Below are 13,212 nucleotides of genomic sequence, written 5' to 3' on the forward strand. Positions count from 1 at the left end.
TTTAAGGGGGCCTGTGGGGTATAGAGCCGCCAAATCCGTCATTCGATAGTCACTCAAGCAAGGCGCCGGGCGCCGAGGAATTGCCATGAAAGCCGAAATTCACCCGAATTATCATACGATTACGGTCGTCATGACGGACGGAACCGAGTACCAGACCCGCTCGACCTGGGGCAAGGAAGGCGACAAGCTGCACCTCGACATCGACCCGAAGTCGCACCCGGCCTGGACCGGCGGCTCGGCCCAGATCATGGATCGCGGCGGCCGCGTCTCGCGCTTCCAGAAGAAGTTTTCGGGCTTTCTCAAAAAGGATTGATCCGGCCCGCAAGGCTGGTGACGAAAAACGCCCCCGGAGGACCGGGGGCGTTTTTGTTTTTGCCCGTCATTCCGGGGCGCCTGAAGGGCGAGCTACGATGCGCAATTGCGCATTTGAGAATCCATAACCACGATCGGGAGTATGGATTCCGGGCCCGCGCCAAGTGGCGCGTCCCGGAATGACGACCGAGACTGTTGATACACCTTACCGCTCGAACGCGGCCTTGAGCGCGTTGAGGTGCGGCACCAGCGGATTGCCGATCGCGACGTGATCGGTCGGCGGGGTGTGGATCGAGGTGTCGAGGCGGCGGACGCGGGTCTGCAGGCTCATCGAGCGATGGATCAGGTCCTGCAGCTGGGCCGGCAGCTTCTCGACGGTGTCAGCGGGGCCGGGATCGGCGGCGGTGAGCTTGACCTTGGTCTTCTCGCGGTTGGCCTGGACCAGCGTCATCTCGCCTTCCTTGACCGCGCGATGCAGCAGCAGCCACGAGGCGAGCTGCATCAGGCGGGTGGTGAGGCGCATGCTCTCGGTCGCGTAGGTGAGGCTGACGGCACGGTCGAGCGCCTTGGCCTCGGTGCGGCCGGCGCCGTCGAGATAGGAGGCGGTCTCTTCGACAAGGTCCATGCCCTCGCGAAACAGCGCGCCGAACGCCGCAGAATTGGTGAACCGCTCGCTGAGTTGAACGAGAGCGCCGTCGGCCTGCAAACGTTCCATGGTTAACGCCCCTTACGCAACTGTTTACCCACCCGGCCTTGGCGCCGGATTATGATGAACAAATCATTGCGCGGGCGAAGCGCGGAGTCCAGCGACAAGCGCGGATATGGTTTCCGCGGGTCTTTCCTCGGAATTCAACCGAAGGGAGACTCTTGTTTTGACGCGTTTTCTTGACGCGAACCGGTACCCACTTCGCTCGAAAACGCTTTGGACCAAAAAAAGAGCCGCCGGAGACCGGCGGCTTTGAAAGTTGATAACAGGGAGGCGTCAAACAGAGTGGACAGGAGCCACTCGGTGTCCAAACGAGGACGGTTCCAGTCATAAAGCGAAAAGCTTAATCCGGAGTAAACGAGCTAATTTTTTGAGGGTTCGTTAGCCATCTCGGCCAGAGGCCGAGTGCGGTGCGGAACAAATCGTCCGCCATGCTCGGGAAGTGATCGCGCTTCCCTCTCGCCGTCATTCCGGGGCGCGACGAAGTCGCGAGCCCGGAATCCATAGCCACAGGAAGACGGAGTTGCCCGCCTGCCCGTTTCAACGTCCTGTGGTTATGGATTCCGGGCTCGGCGCTGCGCGCCGCCCCGGAATGACGACACGAGATATTTTTGCGCGAGACGAGACATGGGTCCCGGCTCTGCGGCGCAGCGCTACGCGCTGCACCGCGTCCGGGACACGAGATCCGACTACGACTTGAAAAAACTGTTCGCCGCATCGCGCGAGGCGCGCTTCTTGGTGGCGGCTTCTTCCAAGCGCGCGATCTCGGTGTTCAGCAGAGCCACGCGCTCGGTCAGCTCCTCCACCGACAAGAGTGAGAGATCCTGTCCGATTTCATGGCTGATCTTCTTGCGCGGGCGGTCGTCGTCTTCGATCGGCATGCTCGTTCCTCCTGCGTTCGCGCTCGCACACGGCTGAGGCGGTTGCCAGCTTGGGCCGCGCTGGCTAAGCAAAGGCCTCGTTTCCTCCCGCACCTTTGCTCAAGGACACATCATGGACAAGCTGCCCGCGCAAATGACCGTGGTCGCCATCTCCAAGCCCGGCGGACCGGAGGTGCTGGTGCCGGAACAACGCCCAGTGCCGCAGCCCGGTCCGGACGAGATCCTGATCAAGGTCGAGGCCGCCGGCGTCAATCGGCCCGACGTGGCGCAGCGCTCCGGCGCCTATCCGCCGCCGCCCGGCGCCAGCGATTTGCCCGGCCTCGAGATCGCCGGCGAGGTGGTCGCGGTCGGCAGCAACGCCAAGCGGCACAAGGTCGGCGATAAGGTGATGTCGCTGGTCGCCGGCGGCGGCTATGCGCAGTACTGCATCGCACAGGACGCCCAGGCCATGAGCGTGCCGCCGGCGCTGTCGATCAAGGAAGCCGGCGCGCTGCCGGAAACCCTGATGACGGTCTGGCACAACGTGTTCGAGCGCGGCGGCCTGAAGGCCGGCGAGACGCTGCTGATCCATGGCGGCTCCTCCGGCATCGGCACCATGGCGATCCAGCTCGCGAAAGCGTTCGGCGCAAAAGTGTTCGTCACCGTCGGCTCGCAGGACAAGGTCGATGCCTGCCTCAAACTGGGTGCCGACCGCGCGATCAATTACAAGACCGAGGACTTCGTCACTGTCGTCAAGGAAGAAACCGGCAAGGCCGGCGTCAACCTGATCCTCGACATGGTCGCCGGCGACTATGTCGACCGCAACTATGACGCCGCCGCGGTCGACGGTCGCATCGTGCAGATCGCGACCCTCAACGGCCCCAAGATCACCGCCAACATCGCCAAGGTGATGGTCAAGCGCCTCACCCATACCGGCTCGACGCTGCGCCCCCGTAGTAATGCGGACAAGGCAGCGATGGTGGCCGCGATCGAAGCCAAAGTGATGCCGCTTTTGCGCGAAGGCCGCGTCAAACCGGTGATGGACAGCTCTTTCCCGCTGGAAAAGGCGGCCGACGCGCACCGGCGCATGGAGACGAGCGCACATATTGGCAAAATTGTGTTGGAGGCCTAGGCCGCCGACCCACAGGGGACGGCGGAAACCCTTTGATTTTCCTCGCTTTCGTGGCATCTATCGCGACGCGCCGAACCACTTCCGGTCCGGTTTGAAATCGTCCTTTAGAATCGCCTTGCACTCGCAGTTTGCGTCGAACGCGGAGAACTGACCTTGCGTCTGATCAGGTGCCTCGCGTCCATCGCGCTGGGCCTCATGATTCTTGTCGCCGCGTCGCCTGCACGCGCGCTGGATGCTGTCAGCGTCCGTAGTGACGCGCCCGCGATCGACCTCACCGGCGTGATCGAGCATCAGCGCAGCGATGCCGACCGCATCCAGGTCTCCACCGCGCCCGGCACCGACGGCATCGTCCGCCGCATCGAGGTGCGCGCCCGCGAGGGCGGCGTGAACTGGGTGGTGTTCGCGCTCGCCAACAACACCGACGACCAGCTCGACCGCCTGATCGTCGCGCCGCATTACCGCATCGTCTCCTCGGGGCTGCTCTGGCCCGATCTCGGCCTCTCACGCATCGCGACCATCACGCCGTCGATCGGCGACCGCCCGGAGCGCCAGGAGAGCGCGACGGCCGACGTCTTCCGCATCACGCTCGATCCCGGCGCCGTCGTCACATTTGTCGCGGAGTTGCGCACCGACAAGCTGCCGCAGCTCTATCTGTGGGAGCCCGAGTCCTACAAGGACAAGGTTAACTCGTTCACGCTGTACCAGGGCATCGTGATCGGCATCTCCGGGCTTTTGGCCCTCGTTCTCACCATCCTGTTCGTGGTGAAGGGCAGCATCATGTTCCCGGCCGCCGCGGCGCTGGCTTGGGCGGTGCTGGTGTATATCGGCGTCGATTTCGGCTTCTGGGGCAAGGTGCTCGACATGTCGAACAACGCCGAGCGCATCTGGCGCGCGGCGGGTGAAGCGATATTGGCGGCAACGCTGCTGGTGTTCCTGTTCGCCTATCTCAACCTCAGTCGATGGCATGTGCGCTATTCGCACATCACGGTGGGCTGGCTGGCGTTCCTGGGCTCCCTCGTCGCGCTCGCTTTGTTCGACCCGGCGGTGGCCTCCGGCATCGCCCGCATCTCGCTGGTGCTGATCGCCTTCGCAGGTTTTGCGCTGATCGTTTATCTCTCCACCCACGGCTTCGACCGCGCGGTGCTGCTGATCCCGACCTGGTTCCTCCTGGTGGTCTGGGTGGTCGCGGCCGGCATGACGGTGGCAGGCTCGGTCACCAACGACATCGTCGGCCCTGCCCTGCTCGGCGGCCTCGTGCTGATCGTGATGCTGATCGGCTTCACCGTCATGCAGCACGCCTTCGCCGGCGGCGGCGCCACCACCGGCGTCGTCTCCGACATCGAGCGCCGCGCGCTGGCGCTGGCCGGTTCCGGCGATCTGATCTGGGACTGGGACGTGTCCGCCGACAAGGTGTTCACCAGCCCCGAGACCGAAGCCCTGCTCGGCCTCAAGCGCGGCACGCTGGAGGGCCCGGCGGCATCGTGGCTCGAAGTGCTGCATCCGCTCGACCAGGACCGTTTTCGCGCCGCGCTCGACAGCGTGCTCGACCAGCGCCGTGGCCGCCTCGTCCAGGACTTCCGCCTGCGCACCCCGGACGGGCACTTCATGTGGTTCGCGCTGAAGGCGCGCCCGGTGGTCGGCTCGGACGGCGAGGTCTCGCGCGTGGTCGGCACGCTCACTGATGTCACCGAGCTGCGCAACGCCGAGGAACGCCTGCTGCACGATTCCGTGCATGACAACCTCACTGGCCTTCCCAACCGCAAGCTGTTCATGGACCGGCTCGGTGCAGTCGCGCATTTCGCCAAGACCATGCCGACGCTGCGGCCGACGCTGATGGTGATCGACCTCGACCGCTTCAAGCAGGTCAACGATTCCGTCGGCATCGCGGTCGGCGATTCCATCCTGCTGACGCTGGCCCGCCGCCTCACCCGCATCCTGAAGCCGCAGGACACGCTGGCCCGGCTCGCCGGCGACCAGTTCGGCCTGATCCTGCTCTCGGAGCAGGACCCGGCCCGCATCACCGCCTTCGCCGAGACCATCCGCAAGACCATCCGCGCGCCGATCGCCTTCAACGACCGCGAGATCTTCCTCACCGCCTCGATCGGCCTTGCGCTGTCCGATCCGCAAACCCAGCTCACGGACGAGATCATCAAGGACGCCGAGCTTGCGATGTACCACTCCAAGCGCATCGGCGGCGACCGCATCGACGTCTACAAGCCGGCGATGCGTGCGCGAAAGACCGATCGCCTGACGCTGGAGAGCGAGCTGCGCCGCGCCATCGAGCGGCAGGAGATCACGATCCTGTATCAGCCGATCGTGCGGCTGGAGGATCGCTCGATCGCCGGTTTCGAGGCGCTGTCGCGTTGGGATCACCCGAAGCTCGGACGCATGGCGCCGTCGGAATTCATCACCATCGCCGAGGAGACCGGCCTGATCGTCGACCTCGGCATGTTCGTGCTCGACCAGACCGCAAAGCAGCTCTCGGTGTGGCAGCGCGCGATGCGCTCGCGCGAGCCGATCTTCGCGAGCGTGAACGTCTCCTCGCGGCAGCTGCTGCGCCACGACCTCATCCACGACGTCCGCACCGTGCTGTCGCGCTCCTCGGTGGCGCGCGGCACGCTCAAGTTGGAACTGACGGAATCGCTGGTGATGGAGAATCCGGAGCACGCCGCGCAAATGCTGACGCGCATCCGCGAGCTCGGCACCGGCCTGTCGCTCGACGATTTCGGCACCGGCCATTCGTCGCTGGCCTATCTCCAGCGCTTCCCGTTCGACACCATCAAGATCGACCAGTCCTTCGTCCGCACCACCAGCCGCGGCACCCGTCCGGTGATCCTCAAGTCGATCATCGCGCTCGCGCATGATCTCGGCATGGACGTGGTGGCGGAAGGCGCCGAGACCGATTCCGACGCCGTCGAGCTCTACCAGATGGGCTGCGAATACGCGCAAGGCTTTGCCTTCGGCGAGCCGATGGACGCGGACGCGGCGATGCGCCTCCTGACGGAAGTGCGGCTGGAAGCGGCGAGCTGACCTCCCTTCCCTCCTTGAGGGGCCGCCCGCGAAGCGCGCGGGTGAGGTGCCGATGAGGCCCTGCTTGATCCAGATCAATGGGCCGCTGCTCAACCGCCGCGAAAAATGGTGTGCAGCATTCGATCCAGAACGGTTTCGTCATCGAGGTCGCTGGGCTCGCCACCGTCGTTCTCGGCGTGCCGCGCGCGTCAAGCGCAACGGCTGGGATGAGCGGACCAGCGCGTCCTTCTCAGGAGTTACGGATGACCCGGCACCTTTTCCACGCGATCACCCTCATAGGCACCGGAATGTTCCTCGCCTCGTCGGCCGAAGCCGTGACGGCGGCACGATGCGAGGATCGCGGCGCAAACTGCATCGGCTCATGTGCCATCTACACCGGCGGTGCCGGTGACTTTCGGGGCCGCCAGAACGTGTGCATGCGCACCTGCGACCAGCAGACGACCAGATGTCTGATACGAGCACACGCCGATGATGAACGCTGGTCCCGGTGGCGCCAATGAAGGCCTTGGTTCGACACCTTCAGGTTATTGTTTGAGAACCGTAGGGTGGGCAAAGGCGCACTTGCGCCGTGCCCACGACCCAACATTGCAACTGGAGTGGTGGGCACGCTTCGCTTTGCCCACCCTACGATACTGTCGCGCTGCGAAACGACCTTCCCCTCCAGAGCAGGGCAGCAGCCTCACTCGCCGTACTACCGGCGCCGGTCGTTCTTTCGCTTCGTAAACCGCACGCTCTGGCCATCCGGCATCCGCGTCGCGACGAAGCCGGCGGCGAGGCAGGCTTCGCGCTGCGGCATCTGGATGTCGGGGCTGCGCAGGCTGTCCCACCACGAGGCGCGGTTCGCCGCCCGCGGCAGGGCCGCGCCGATGATCTCCTCGATCTGTTCGAATGTCAGGACGAATTCGGCCTGCTTCTGCCGCATCAGATAGTCGCGCAACGCATCGTAGTCGTTCACAATCGTCCTCTCGTCCGGGCTGGGTCTCTTCGAGACCTGCCGAAAAACGCTAGCCCATTAAACCGATTCTTAACTCATCGCGGCTTCGCCGTCGCGGCTTAAACACTACGCAAGCTTTCGGGCGCATCCATCAGGGTCGGGAGCTAGCGATGCTGTCTGGATGGCGCGAAGTCACGGCCCGCCGGCCGTGGCGTATTTCGGCGAAGCTGCTGATCATCTCGTCCGTCGTGACGGTGATCGGCTTTTCAGCCATTTGCGTCAACGTCATGCTCGACATGCGCCGCGGCGAGGAGGCGCTCGCCCGCCAGACGCTTGAGAACCTCGCGACCACCATCGAGTCCGACATCAGCCGCAACATCGAGATCTACGATCTGTCGCTGAAGGCGGTCGCCGGCAACATGCTGCTGCCCGAGCTCGCCACGGTCTCCAAGCCGATCCGTCACCTGATCCTGTTCGACCATGCGACCACGGCGAAGCATTTCGGCGCCATCCAGGTGTTCGATACCGAAGGCCGGCTGACCATCGACGCCTCCACGCTCGATCCGCTGCCGGAGAACCGCGGCGAGGAGGATTACTTCACGGTCCATCGCGACAATCCCGGTGCCGGGCTCTTCATCAGCCGGCCGATGCTGTTCCGCGGCGCCTATTCGATCGTGCTGAGCCGGCGTATCAGCGACGACGACGGCGGCTTCCTCGGCGTCGTCGCCGGCTCGATCCGCTTCAGCTATTTCCACGAATTGTTCGAGCGGCTGAGCCTCGACCCCGACGACACCATCACCGTGCTCAAGCGCGACCGCACCATCATGATGCGGCGGCCGTTCGATCTCGACATCATCGGAAAGAACCTGAACGAGCGTCAGACGACCTGGAAGGCCGACAATCTCCGCATCGGCACCGCCTATTCGGGACAGGGCCCGGTCGATCCGACGCCGCGGCTCTATGTCCGCAGCGCCGACAACGGACCACTGTTCGTGGTGGCGGGCAAGCCGCTCGCCGCGGTGTTCGCGCTCTGGCAGAAAGAGGCGTTTCGCATCGGCGCCGTGGTGCTGGCGCTGGCGCTGTTCGTGCTGGCATCGACGCTGGTGCTCGCGCGCGAGATCGGCCGGCGCGCTGCGGCCGAGCACAAGCTCGAGGAGATGGCGACGACGGACGCGCTCACCGGCCTGAAGAACCGCCGCAAGTTCGATTCCGTCATCGACGTCGAATGGCGCCGCGCGATGCGCCAGAAGACGCCGGTCGCGCTCTTGATGATCGATGCCGATCACTTCAAGGCCTACAACGACACGTTCGGCCACCAGGCCGGCGACCAGGTGCTGGTCGGCATCGCCATCTGCATCTCGGATTCGGTGAGCCGTGCCGGCGATTGCGCCGCGCGTTATGGCGGCGAGGAATTCGCGGTGCTGCTGCCGAACACCTCGGCCACCGACGCGTTCAAGGTCGCCGAGACCATCCGCGCCAAGGTGCAGGGCTGGTCCGACGACCAAACGACGTCGACGGTGTCCTGCGGCATCGCCAGCCTCGTGCCCGCGAGCGGCATGGACTGGTCGATCCTGGTCGCCGCCGCCGACAAGGCGCTCTATGCGGCGAAGGCGGGCGGCCGCAACCAGTCGGTGGTCGCGAGCATCCCAAAACTGTCGCTGGTGGCGTGATCGACGCTCTTGCCGTCATTGCGAGCGAAGCGAAGCAATCCAGACTGCCTCCTCGGGAGTAGTCTGGATTGCTTCGTCGCTTCGCTCCTCGCAATGACGAGTGGGGAGATAGCGTCGCCCGCTTACTGCCCCAGATACTTCTTCATTTCCGCGATCAGCCCATCGCGCAGCTCAGGGCGCTTCAGGGCGTAGGCGATGTTGGCGCGGAGGAAGCCGGGCTTGGAGCCGCAATCATGGCGCTCGCCCTCGAACTCGACACCGTAGAATTTCTGCGTCTTGGCGAGGCCGATCATGGCGTCGGTAAGCTGGATCTCGCCGCCGGCGCCGCGCTCCTGGGTCTCCAGGATCTTGAAGATCTCCGGCTGCAGGATGTAGCGGCCGGTGATCGAGAGGTTGGAGGGCGCGGTGCCCTTGGCCGGCTTCTCGACCATGCCGTCGACCTCGAACATCTTGCCGTTGCGCTTGCCGACGCCGCAGATGCCGTATTGATGGGTGAGATGGTCGGGCACCGCCTCGACCGCGATCAGATTGGATTTCTCGCCGAGCGAGGACGCCATCTCGATCATCTGCTTCAGGCAGCCCGGCGTGTTGAGCACGAGCTCGTCCGGCAGCACCACCGCGAACGGCTCGTCGCCGACGATGTCGCGCGCGCACCAGACCGCGTGGCCGAGGCCGAGCGGCGCCTGCTGGCGGGTGAAGCTGACGGCGCCGGCGTCCGGCTGGTTCTGCGCCAGGATCTCCTGCTCGGCCTTCTTGCCGCGCGCGGCCAGCGTGGTGTCGAGCTCGAACATCTTGTCGAAATGATCTTCGATGACATTTTTGTTGCGGCCGGTGACGAAGATGAAGTGCTCGATGCCGGCTTCCCTGGCCTCGTCATAGACGTACTGGATCAGCGGCTTGTCGACGATGGTCAGCATTTCCTTCGGCATCGCCTTGGTGGCGGGCAGGACGCGGGTGCCGAGGCCGGCGACGGGGAATACGGCTTTGCGAATCTTCATGGGATTGATCGAATACCTGAGGAAGGGAGCAATGGTATCTTGCTAGCCTGTTTGCAGCCGCCAACAAAGGCGGATGTGGGGCCCCGCGCTCATAGAGTTAAGAAAAAATCAGCCACCAAAATTTCACCTTTGTTAAGCTATTGGCAACCGTCGCCAGGCCTCTTGACGGGCGGATTTTCGGCCGGACGGACAGGACATGACGCAATCGATGGCAGCACTGACGAAACTTGCCGGATCTTTGACCGGAGTGATTGTTGCAGTTGCAATAGTGCTGCCGGACAGCGTGAACGCCCAGTCGCAAAACGGCCTGTCGAACCTGTTTGGCGGTATTTTCTCAGGCACCAATCCGGCGCCCGCGCAGGCCCCTCCCGGCCCCGGCGGCGCGCAAACGGGAGTCCAACCTTGGAGCGGCGAGGACGGCGCCTCCGGCCATCCGCTGATGACGGCCGCAGCGATCCGCGAGGCGGCCGGCAATTTTGACAATTGCGTCGCCGGGATGTGGCCCGATGCCGCACGGCGCGGCATCACCCAGGACAATTTCCAGCGCTTCACCGCGGGGCTCTCGCCCGACCTGCGCATCATGGACCTGATGGACTCGCAGCCGGAATTCACGAAATCGATCTGGGACTATCTCGACATCCTCGTGAACGACAATCGCCTTGCCAAAGGCCGCGAGGTGCTCGCCAAATACAAGGCGCAGTTCGACGCCACCGAGAAGGCGTATGGCGTCGATCGCTACATCATCGCCGCGATCTGGGGCATCGAGTCCAACTACTCGACGCAGATGGGCGACCGCAGCGTGCTGCAATCGACCGCGACGCTCGCCTGCATCGGCCGCCGCCAGGCCTATTTCAAGGACGAGTTCCTCTCCGCGCTGGAAATCCTCAACCGCGGCGATCTCAGACCTGAGCAGATGCGCGGCTCATGGGCCGGCGCCTTCGGCCCGACCCAGTTCATGCCGACTGCGTTCAAGCGCTTTGCCGTCGATGGCGACGGCGATGGACGGCGCGACGTCGTCGACAATCCCACCGACCTGATCGCGTCGACCGCCAACAATCTGAAGAAGGACGGCTGGCAATCGGGCCAGACCTGGGGCCTCGAGGTGGTGGTGCCGCAGGGCTTCAACTACATGCTGGCCGATCGCGCCAAGGCGATGACGATCGCGCAGTGGGAGAAGCTCGGCCTCAAGCGGGCGACGGGCCAGCCCTTCCCGCATCCGGGCGAGAAGGCCTATCTGCTGGCGCCGGCGGGCGCGCAAGGCCCGGGCTTTCTGATGCTGCAGAACTACCGCGTCATCATGAAGTACAACCCGGCCGAGGCCTATGCGCTCGCGATCGGCCATTTCGCCGATCGGCTGCGGGGCGGGCAGCCTTTCGTGCAGCCCTGGCCGCGCCAGGAGCGCGAATTGTCCCGCACCGAGCGGCTGGAGCTCCAGCAGCTGCTGGCCCAGCGCGGCTTCTACAAGGGCACCCCGGACGGCCAGTTCGGCGGCCAGACCCGGGAAGCCCTGCGCAATTTCCAGGCCTCGATCGGGATCCCCGCCGACGGCTTTGCCTCCTCCGACGTGCTGGACCGGCTGCGCGGGCGGTAAAATCGCGCCAAAAGTAACCTTGAACAGGGATTTTGACTGGCAGCCTTGACGGAGGCGGCAGTTCCCCGGTGTATGGGCAAAGAATCTGTGACGGAATCTGCCCGTTTGGCGCCTGATTCCGTTATTATATCGAGCCTATCCCAATCCCCATTGCGCGTGCCCGAGATCGCATGTCGAAGCCCAGGCCCCAGTCCAAGTCCTTCTTGAAGGCGCTGACCGAGACCGGCCCGTTGATCGCGCTGGGGACGGCGCTTGCGATCCTGGTCTCGATCGCGGGACCCGCCTCGGCGCAGTTCTTCAACTTCCCCGGCTTCGGCGGCCCGCCGCAGCGCCAGGCCCCGCCGCCGCGCCAAGGCGGTGGTGGCGGCGGCTGGTTCGGCGGCGACTTCTTCGCGCCGTTCCAGCAGCCACAGCAGCAGGCCCCGCGTCAGGATTTTTCGCGCGCGCCGGCACCGGCCAAGCGCGACACCACGCCCGACAAGAACGTGCTGGTGATCGGCGACGCCATGGCCGACTGGCTCGCCTATGGCCTCGAAGACGCCTACACCGAGCAGCCCGACATGGGCGTGATCCGCAAGCACAAGACCACCTCGGGCCTGATCAAGTACCAGCCGAAGGGCGAGCCCTCGGACTGGGCGGCGGCTGCGAGGGGCATCCTCGAGACCGAGAAGCCCGACGTCATCGTCGTCATGCTCGGCCTCAACGACCGCAGCTCGATCCGCGAGCCGGTTGTCGACAAGTCGGACAAAGACAAGGACAAGAAGAACGACAAGGGCGCGCGCGCCAAGCCGCAAGCCAAGCCGGGCGAGGCCAAGTCCGGCGACGCCAAGCCCGGTGACGCCAAGCCGGACACCGCCGCCAAGCCCGACGACAAGCCGGTCGATACCGATCTGCCGCAGGACGACGCCGACAACGCCGATACGCCTGCGGCCGCGCCGGAAAAGACCGCGCGCAATCCGAACGGCGTCTATGAATTCCGCGACGAGCGCTGGGTCGAGCTCTACGGCAAGAAGATCGAGGAACTCGCGGGCGTCCTCAAGGCCAAGGGCGTGCCGGTGCTCTGGGTCGGCCTGCCCGCGATCCGCGGCCCGAAGGGCACGGCGGACATGCTGTTCCTGGATTCGCTCTACCGCGAGGGCGCGGCCAAGGCCGGTATCACCTATGTCGACGTCTGGGACGGCTTTGTCGACGAAGCCGGCCGCTTCCTCCAGAAGGGCCCGGACTTCGAAGGCCAGATCCGCCAGCTGCGCAGCGGTGACGGCGTCTATTTCACCAAAGCCGGTGCGCGCAAGCTCGCACATTATGTCGAGCGCGAGATCACGCGCCTGCTCGCGGGGCGCTCCGGCCCGATCGCGCTGCCGAGCGAGCCGGCGACGCCCGACACCAGCGCCGAGCCCGGCAAGCCGGCGCCGCGGCCGCTGGCCGGCCCGATCGTGCCGCTGGTCGCGGCTTCGATCTCGACCGATCAATTGCTGGGCGGCCCGGGCTCGCGTCCCGCCGCCGTCGATGCGCTCGCTGCGAAGACGATGGTGAAGGGTGAGCCGCTGACGGCGCCCGCCGGCCGTGCCGACGATTATGCCTGGCCGCGCCGCGAAGTCGGCCGCGAACAGGCCAAGGGCGACACGCCGATGGCTGCGACAACGCCTGAGGGCGGTACTGCGCCGAGTTCGGCAGGCACGGGCGCCGCCGCCGCGATCGCGCCGCCGAAGCTTGCGCCGAAGAAGCCGCCGGCACCGCCACAGCAACCGGCGCAGGCCGCGCCGTCATTCCGTGACTTCTTCGGCTTCGGCTCGCCGCAGCCAGCACCGCGTCAATTCGCGCCGGGGCCGCGCAATCCGAATCCCACGATCCCGCGTCCGCCTGGCAATGTCGGGCGCTCGGCCGAGATGTTCCGGTGGTAGATCAAAGTCTCGTGTCGCGGACGCGGCGCAGCACCTCTTGGTGATGCGACGCAGAGGCCGGGACCCAGCTTGTGACGA

The 13,212-nt window shown here is 65.2% G+C and carries 11 protein-coding genes; 7 read left to right on the forward strand and 4 right to left on the reverse strand.

Annotated elements, in window-relative coordinates; all coding sequences use genetic code 11:
• The first annotated feature begins 85 nt into the window (after window positions 1–85).
• Window positions 86–313: a 50S ribosomal protein L31 gene (gene rpmE, locus AAFG16_RS43005; protein WP_027553890.1), complete on the forward strand. Its 228-nt coding sequence runs from the start codon at window positions 86–88 to the stop codon at window positions 311–313.
• A 204-nt stretch (window positions 314–517) separates the two neighbouring features.
• Here rpmE and AAFG16_RS43010 read toward each other — a convergent pair whose 3' ends face one another.
• Complete coding sequence (locus AAFG16_RS43010) at window positions 518–1,027, reverse strand: DUF1465 family protein (RefSeq protein WP_283082227.1); 510 nt, start codon at window positions 1,025–1,027, stop codon at window positions 518–520.
• 680 nt (window positions 1,028–1,707) lie between these two features.
• Window positions 1,708–1,899: a DUF1192 domain-containing protein gene (locus tag AAFG16_RS43015; RefSeq protein WP_342735052.1), complete on the reverse strand. Its 192-nt coding sequence runs from the start codon at window positions 1,897–1,899 to the stop codon at window positions 1,708–1,710.
• Window positions 1,900–2,011: 112 nt separating this feature from the next.
• On the opposite strand from AAFG16_RS43015, the gene AAFG16_RS43020 reads away from it, so the two are divergent.
• From AAFG16_RS43020 to AAFG16_RS43030, 3 genes are all read left to right on the forward strand, one after another.
• Window positions 2,012–3,010, forward strand: coding sequence for an NAD(P)H-quinone oxidoreductase (locus AAFG16_RS43020; protein WP_283082229.1), 999 nt, complete (start codon window positions 2,012–2,014; stop codon window positions 3,008–3,010).
• A gap of 153 nt (window positions 3,011–3,163) precedes the next feature.
• Window positions 3,164–6,040, forward strand: coding sequence for an EAL domain-containing protein (locus AAFG16_RS43025; protein WP_283082230.1), 2,877 nt, complete (start codon window positions 3,164–3,166; stop codon window positions 6,038–6,040).
• Between the two features lie 110 nt (window positions 6,041–6,150).
• Window positions 6,151–6,540 (forward strand): hypothetical protein, encoded by a 390-nt coding sequence (locus AAFG16_RS43030; RefSeq protein ID WP_342735055.1) that lies wholly within the window; start codon window positions 6,151–6,153, stop codon window positions 6,538–6,540.
• A gap of 191 nt (window positions 6,541–6,731) precedes the next feature.
• Here the strand turns inward: AAFG16_RS43030 and AAFG16_RS43035 are convergent, their stop codons facing one another.
• Window positions 6,732–6,995, reverse strand: a complete 264-nt coding sequence (locus AAFG16_RS43035; protein WP_027561145.1) for a hypothetical protein — start codon at window positions 6,993–6,995, stop codon at window positions 6,732–6,734.
• 149 nt (window positions 6,996–7,144) lie between these two features.
• Here AAFG16_RS43035 and AAFG16_RS43040 point away from each other — a divergent pair, with 149 nt between their 5' ends.
• Complete coding sequence (locus AAFG16_RS43040) at window positions 7,145–8,644, forward strand: diguanylate cyclase (RefSeq protein WP_342735058.1); 1,500 nt, start codon at window positions 7,145–7,147, stop codon at window positions 8,642–8,644.
• Window positions 8,645–8,766: 122 nt separating this feature from the next.
• On the opposite strand, the gene galU is transcribed toward AAFG16_RS43040, so the two are convergent.
• Window positions 8,767–9,642 carry a UTP--glucose-1-phosphate uridylyltransferase GalU gene (gene galU / locus AAFG16_RS43045; RefSeq protein WP_283082233.1) on the reverse strand — a complete coding sequence of 292 codons (876 nt, stop codon included), beginning with the start codon at window positions 9,640–9,642 and terminating at the stop codon, window positions 8,767–8,769.
• Window positions 9,643–9,838: 196 nt separating this feature from the next.
• Here galU and AAFG16_RS43050 point away from each other — a divergent pair, with 196 nt between their 5' ends.
• Window positions 9,839–11,233, forward strand: a complete 1,395-nt coding sequence (locus tag AAFG16_RS43050) for a lytic murein transglycosylase (protein WP_283082234.1) — start codon at window positions 9,839–9,841, stop codon at window positions 11,231–11,233.
• A gap of 170 nt (window positions 11,234–11,403) precedes the next feature.
• Window positions 11,404–13,134, forward strand: coding sequence for a DUF459 domain-containing protein (locus tag AAFG16_RS43055; protein ID WP_342735061.1), 1,731 nt, complete (start codon window positions 11,404–11,406; stop codon window positions 13,132–13,134).
• Window positions 13,135–13,212: the final 78 nt, after the last annotated feature.

It is taken from the genome of Bradyrhizobium sp. B117 (assembly GCF_038969555.1).
Classification (GTDB): Bacteria; Pseudomonadota; Alphaproteobacteria; order Rhizobiales; family Xanthobacteraceae; genus Bradyrhizobium.

What these genes read in the sequence shown, in the direction of transcription:
- rpmE (WP_027553890.1), top strand. Translation starts at nt 86, where the DNA reads ATGAAAGCCGAAATTCACCCGAATTATCATACGATTACGGTCGTCATG.
- AAFG16_RS43010 (WP_283082227.1), bottom strand. Translation starts at nt 1,027, where the DNA reads ATGGAACGTTTGCAGGCCGACGGCGCTCTCGTTCAACTCAGCGAGCGG.
- AAFG16_RS43015 (WP_342735052.1), bottom strand. Translation starts at nt 1,899, where the DNA reads ATGCCGATCGAAGACGACGACCGCCCGCGCAAGAAGATCAGCCATGAA.
- AAFG16_RS43020 (WP_283082229.1), top strand. Translation starts at nt 2,012, where the DNA reads ATGGACAAGCTGCCCGCGCAAATGACCGTGGTCGCCATCTCCAAGCCC.
- AAFG16_RS43040 (WP_342735058.1), top strand. Translation starts at nt 7,145, where the DNA reads ATGCTGTCTGGATGGCGCGAAGTCACGGCCCGCCGGCCGTGGCGTATT.
- galU (WP_283082233.1), bottom strand. Translation starts at nt 9,642, where the DNA reads ATGAAGATTCGCAAAGCCGTATTCCCCGTCGCCGGCCTCGGCACCCGC.
- AAFG16_RS43050 (WP_283082234.1), top strand. Translation starts at nt 9,839, where the DNA reads ATGACGCAATCGATGGCAGCACTGACGAAACTTGCCGGATCTTTGACC.
- AAFG16_RS43055 (WP_342735061.1), top strand. Translation starts at nt 11,404, where the DNA reads ATGTCGAAGCCCAGGCCCCAGTCCAAGTCCTTCTTGAAGGCGCTGACC.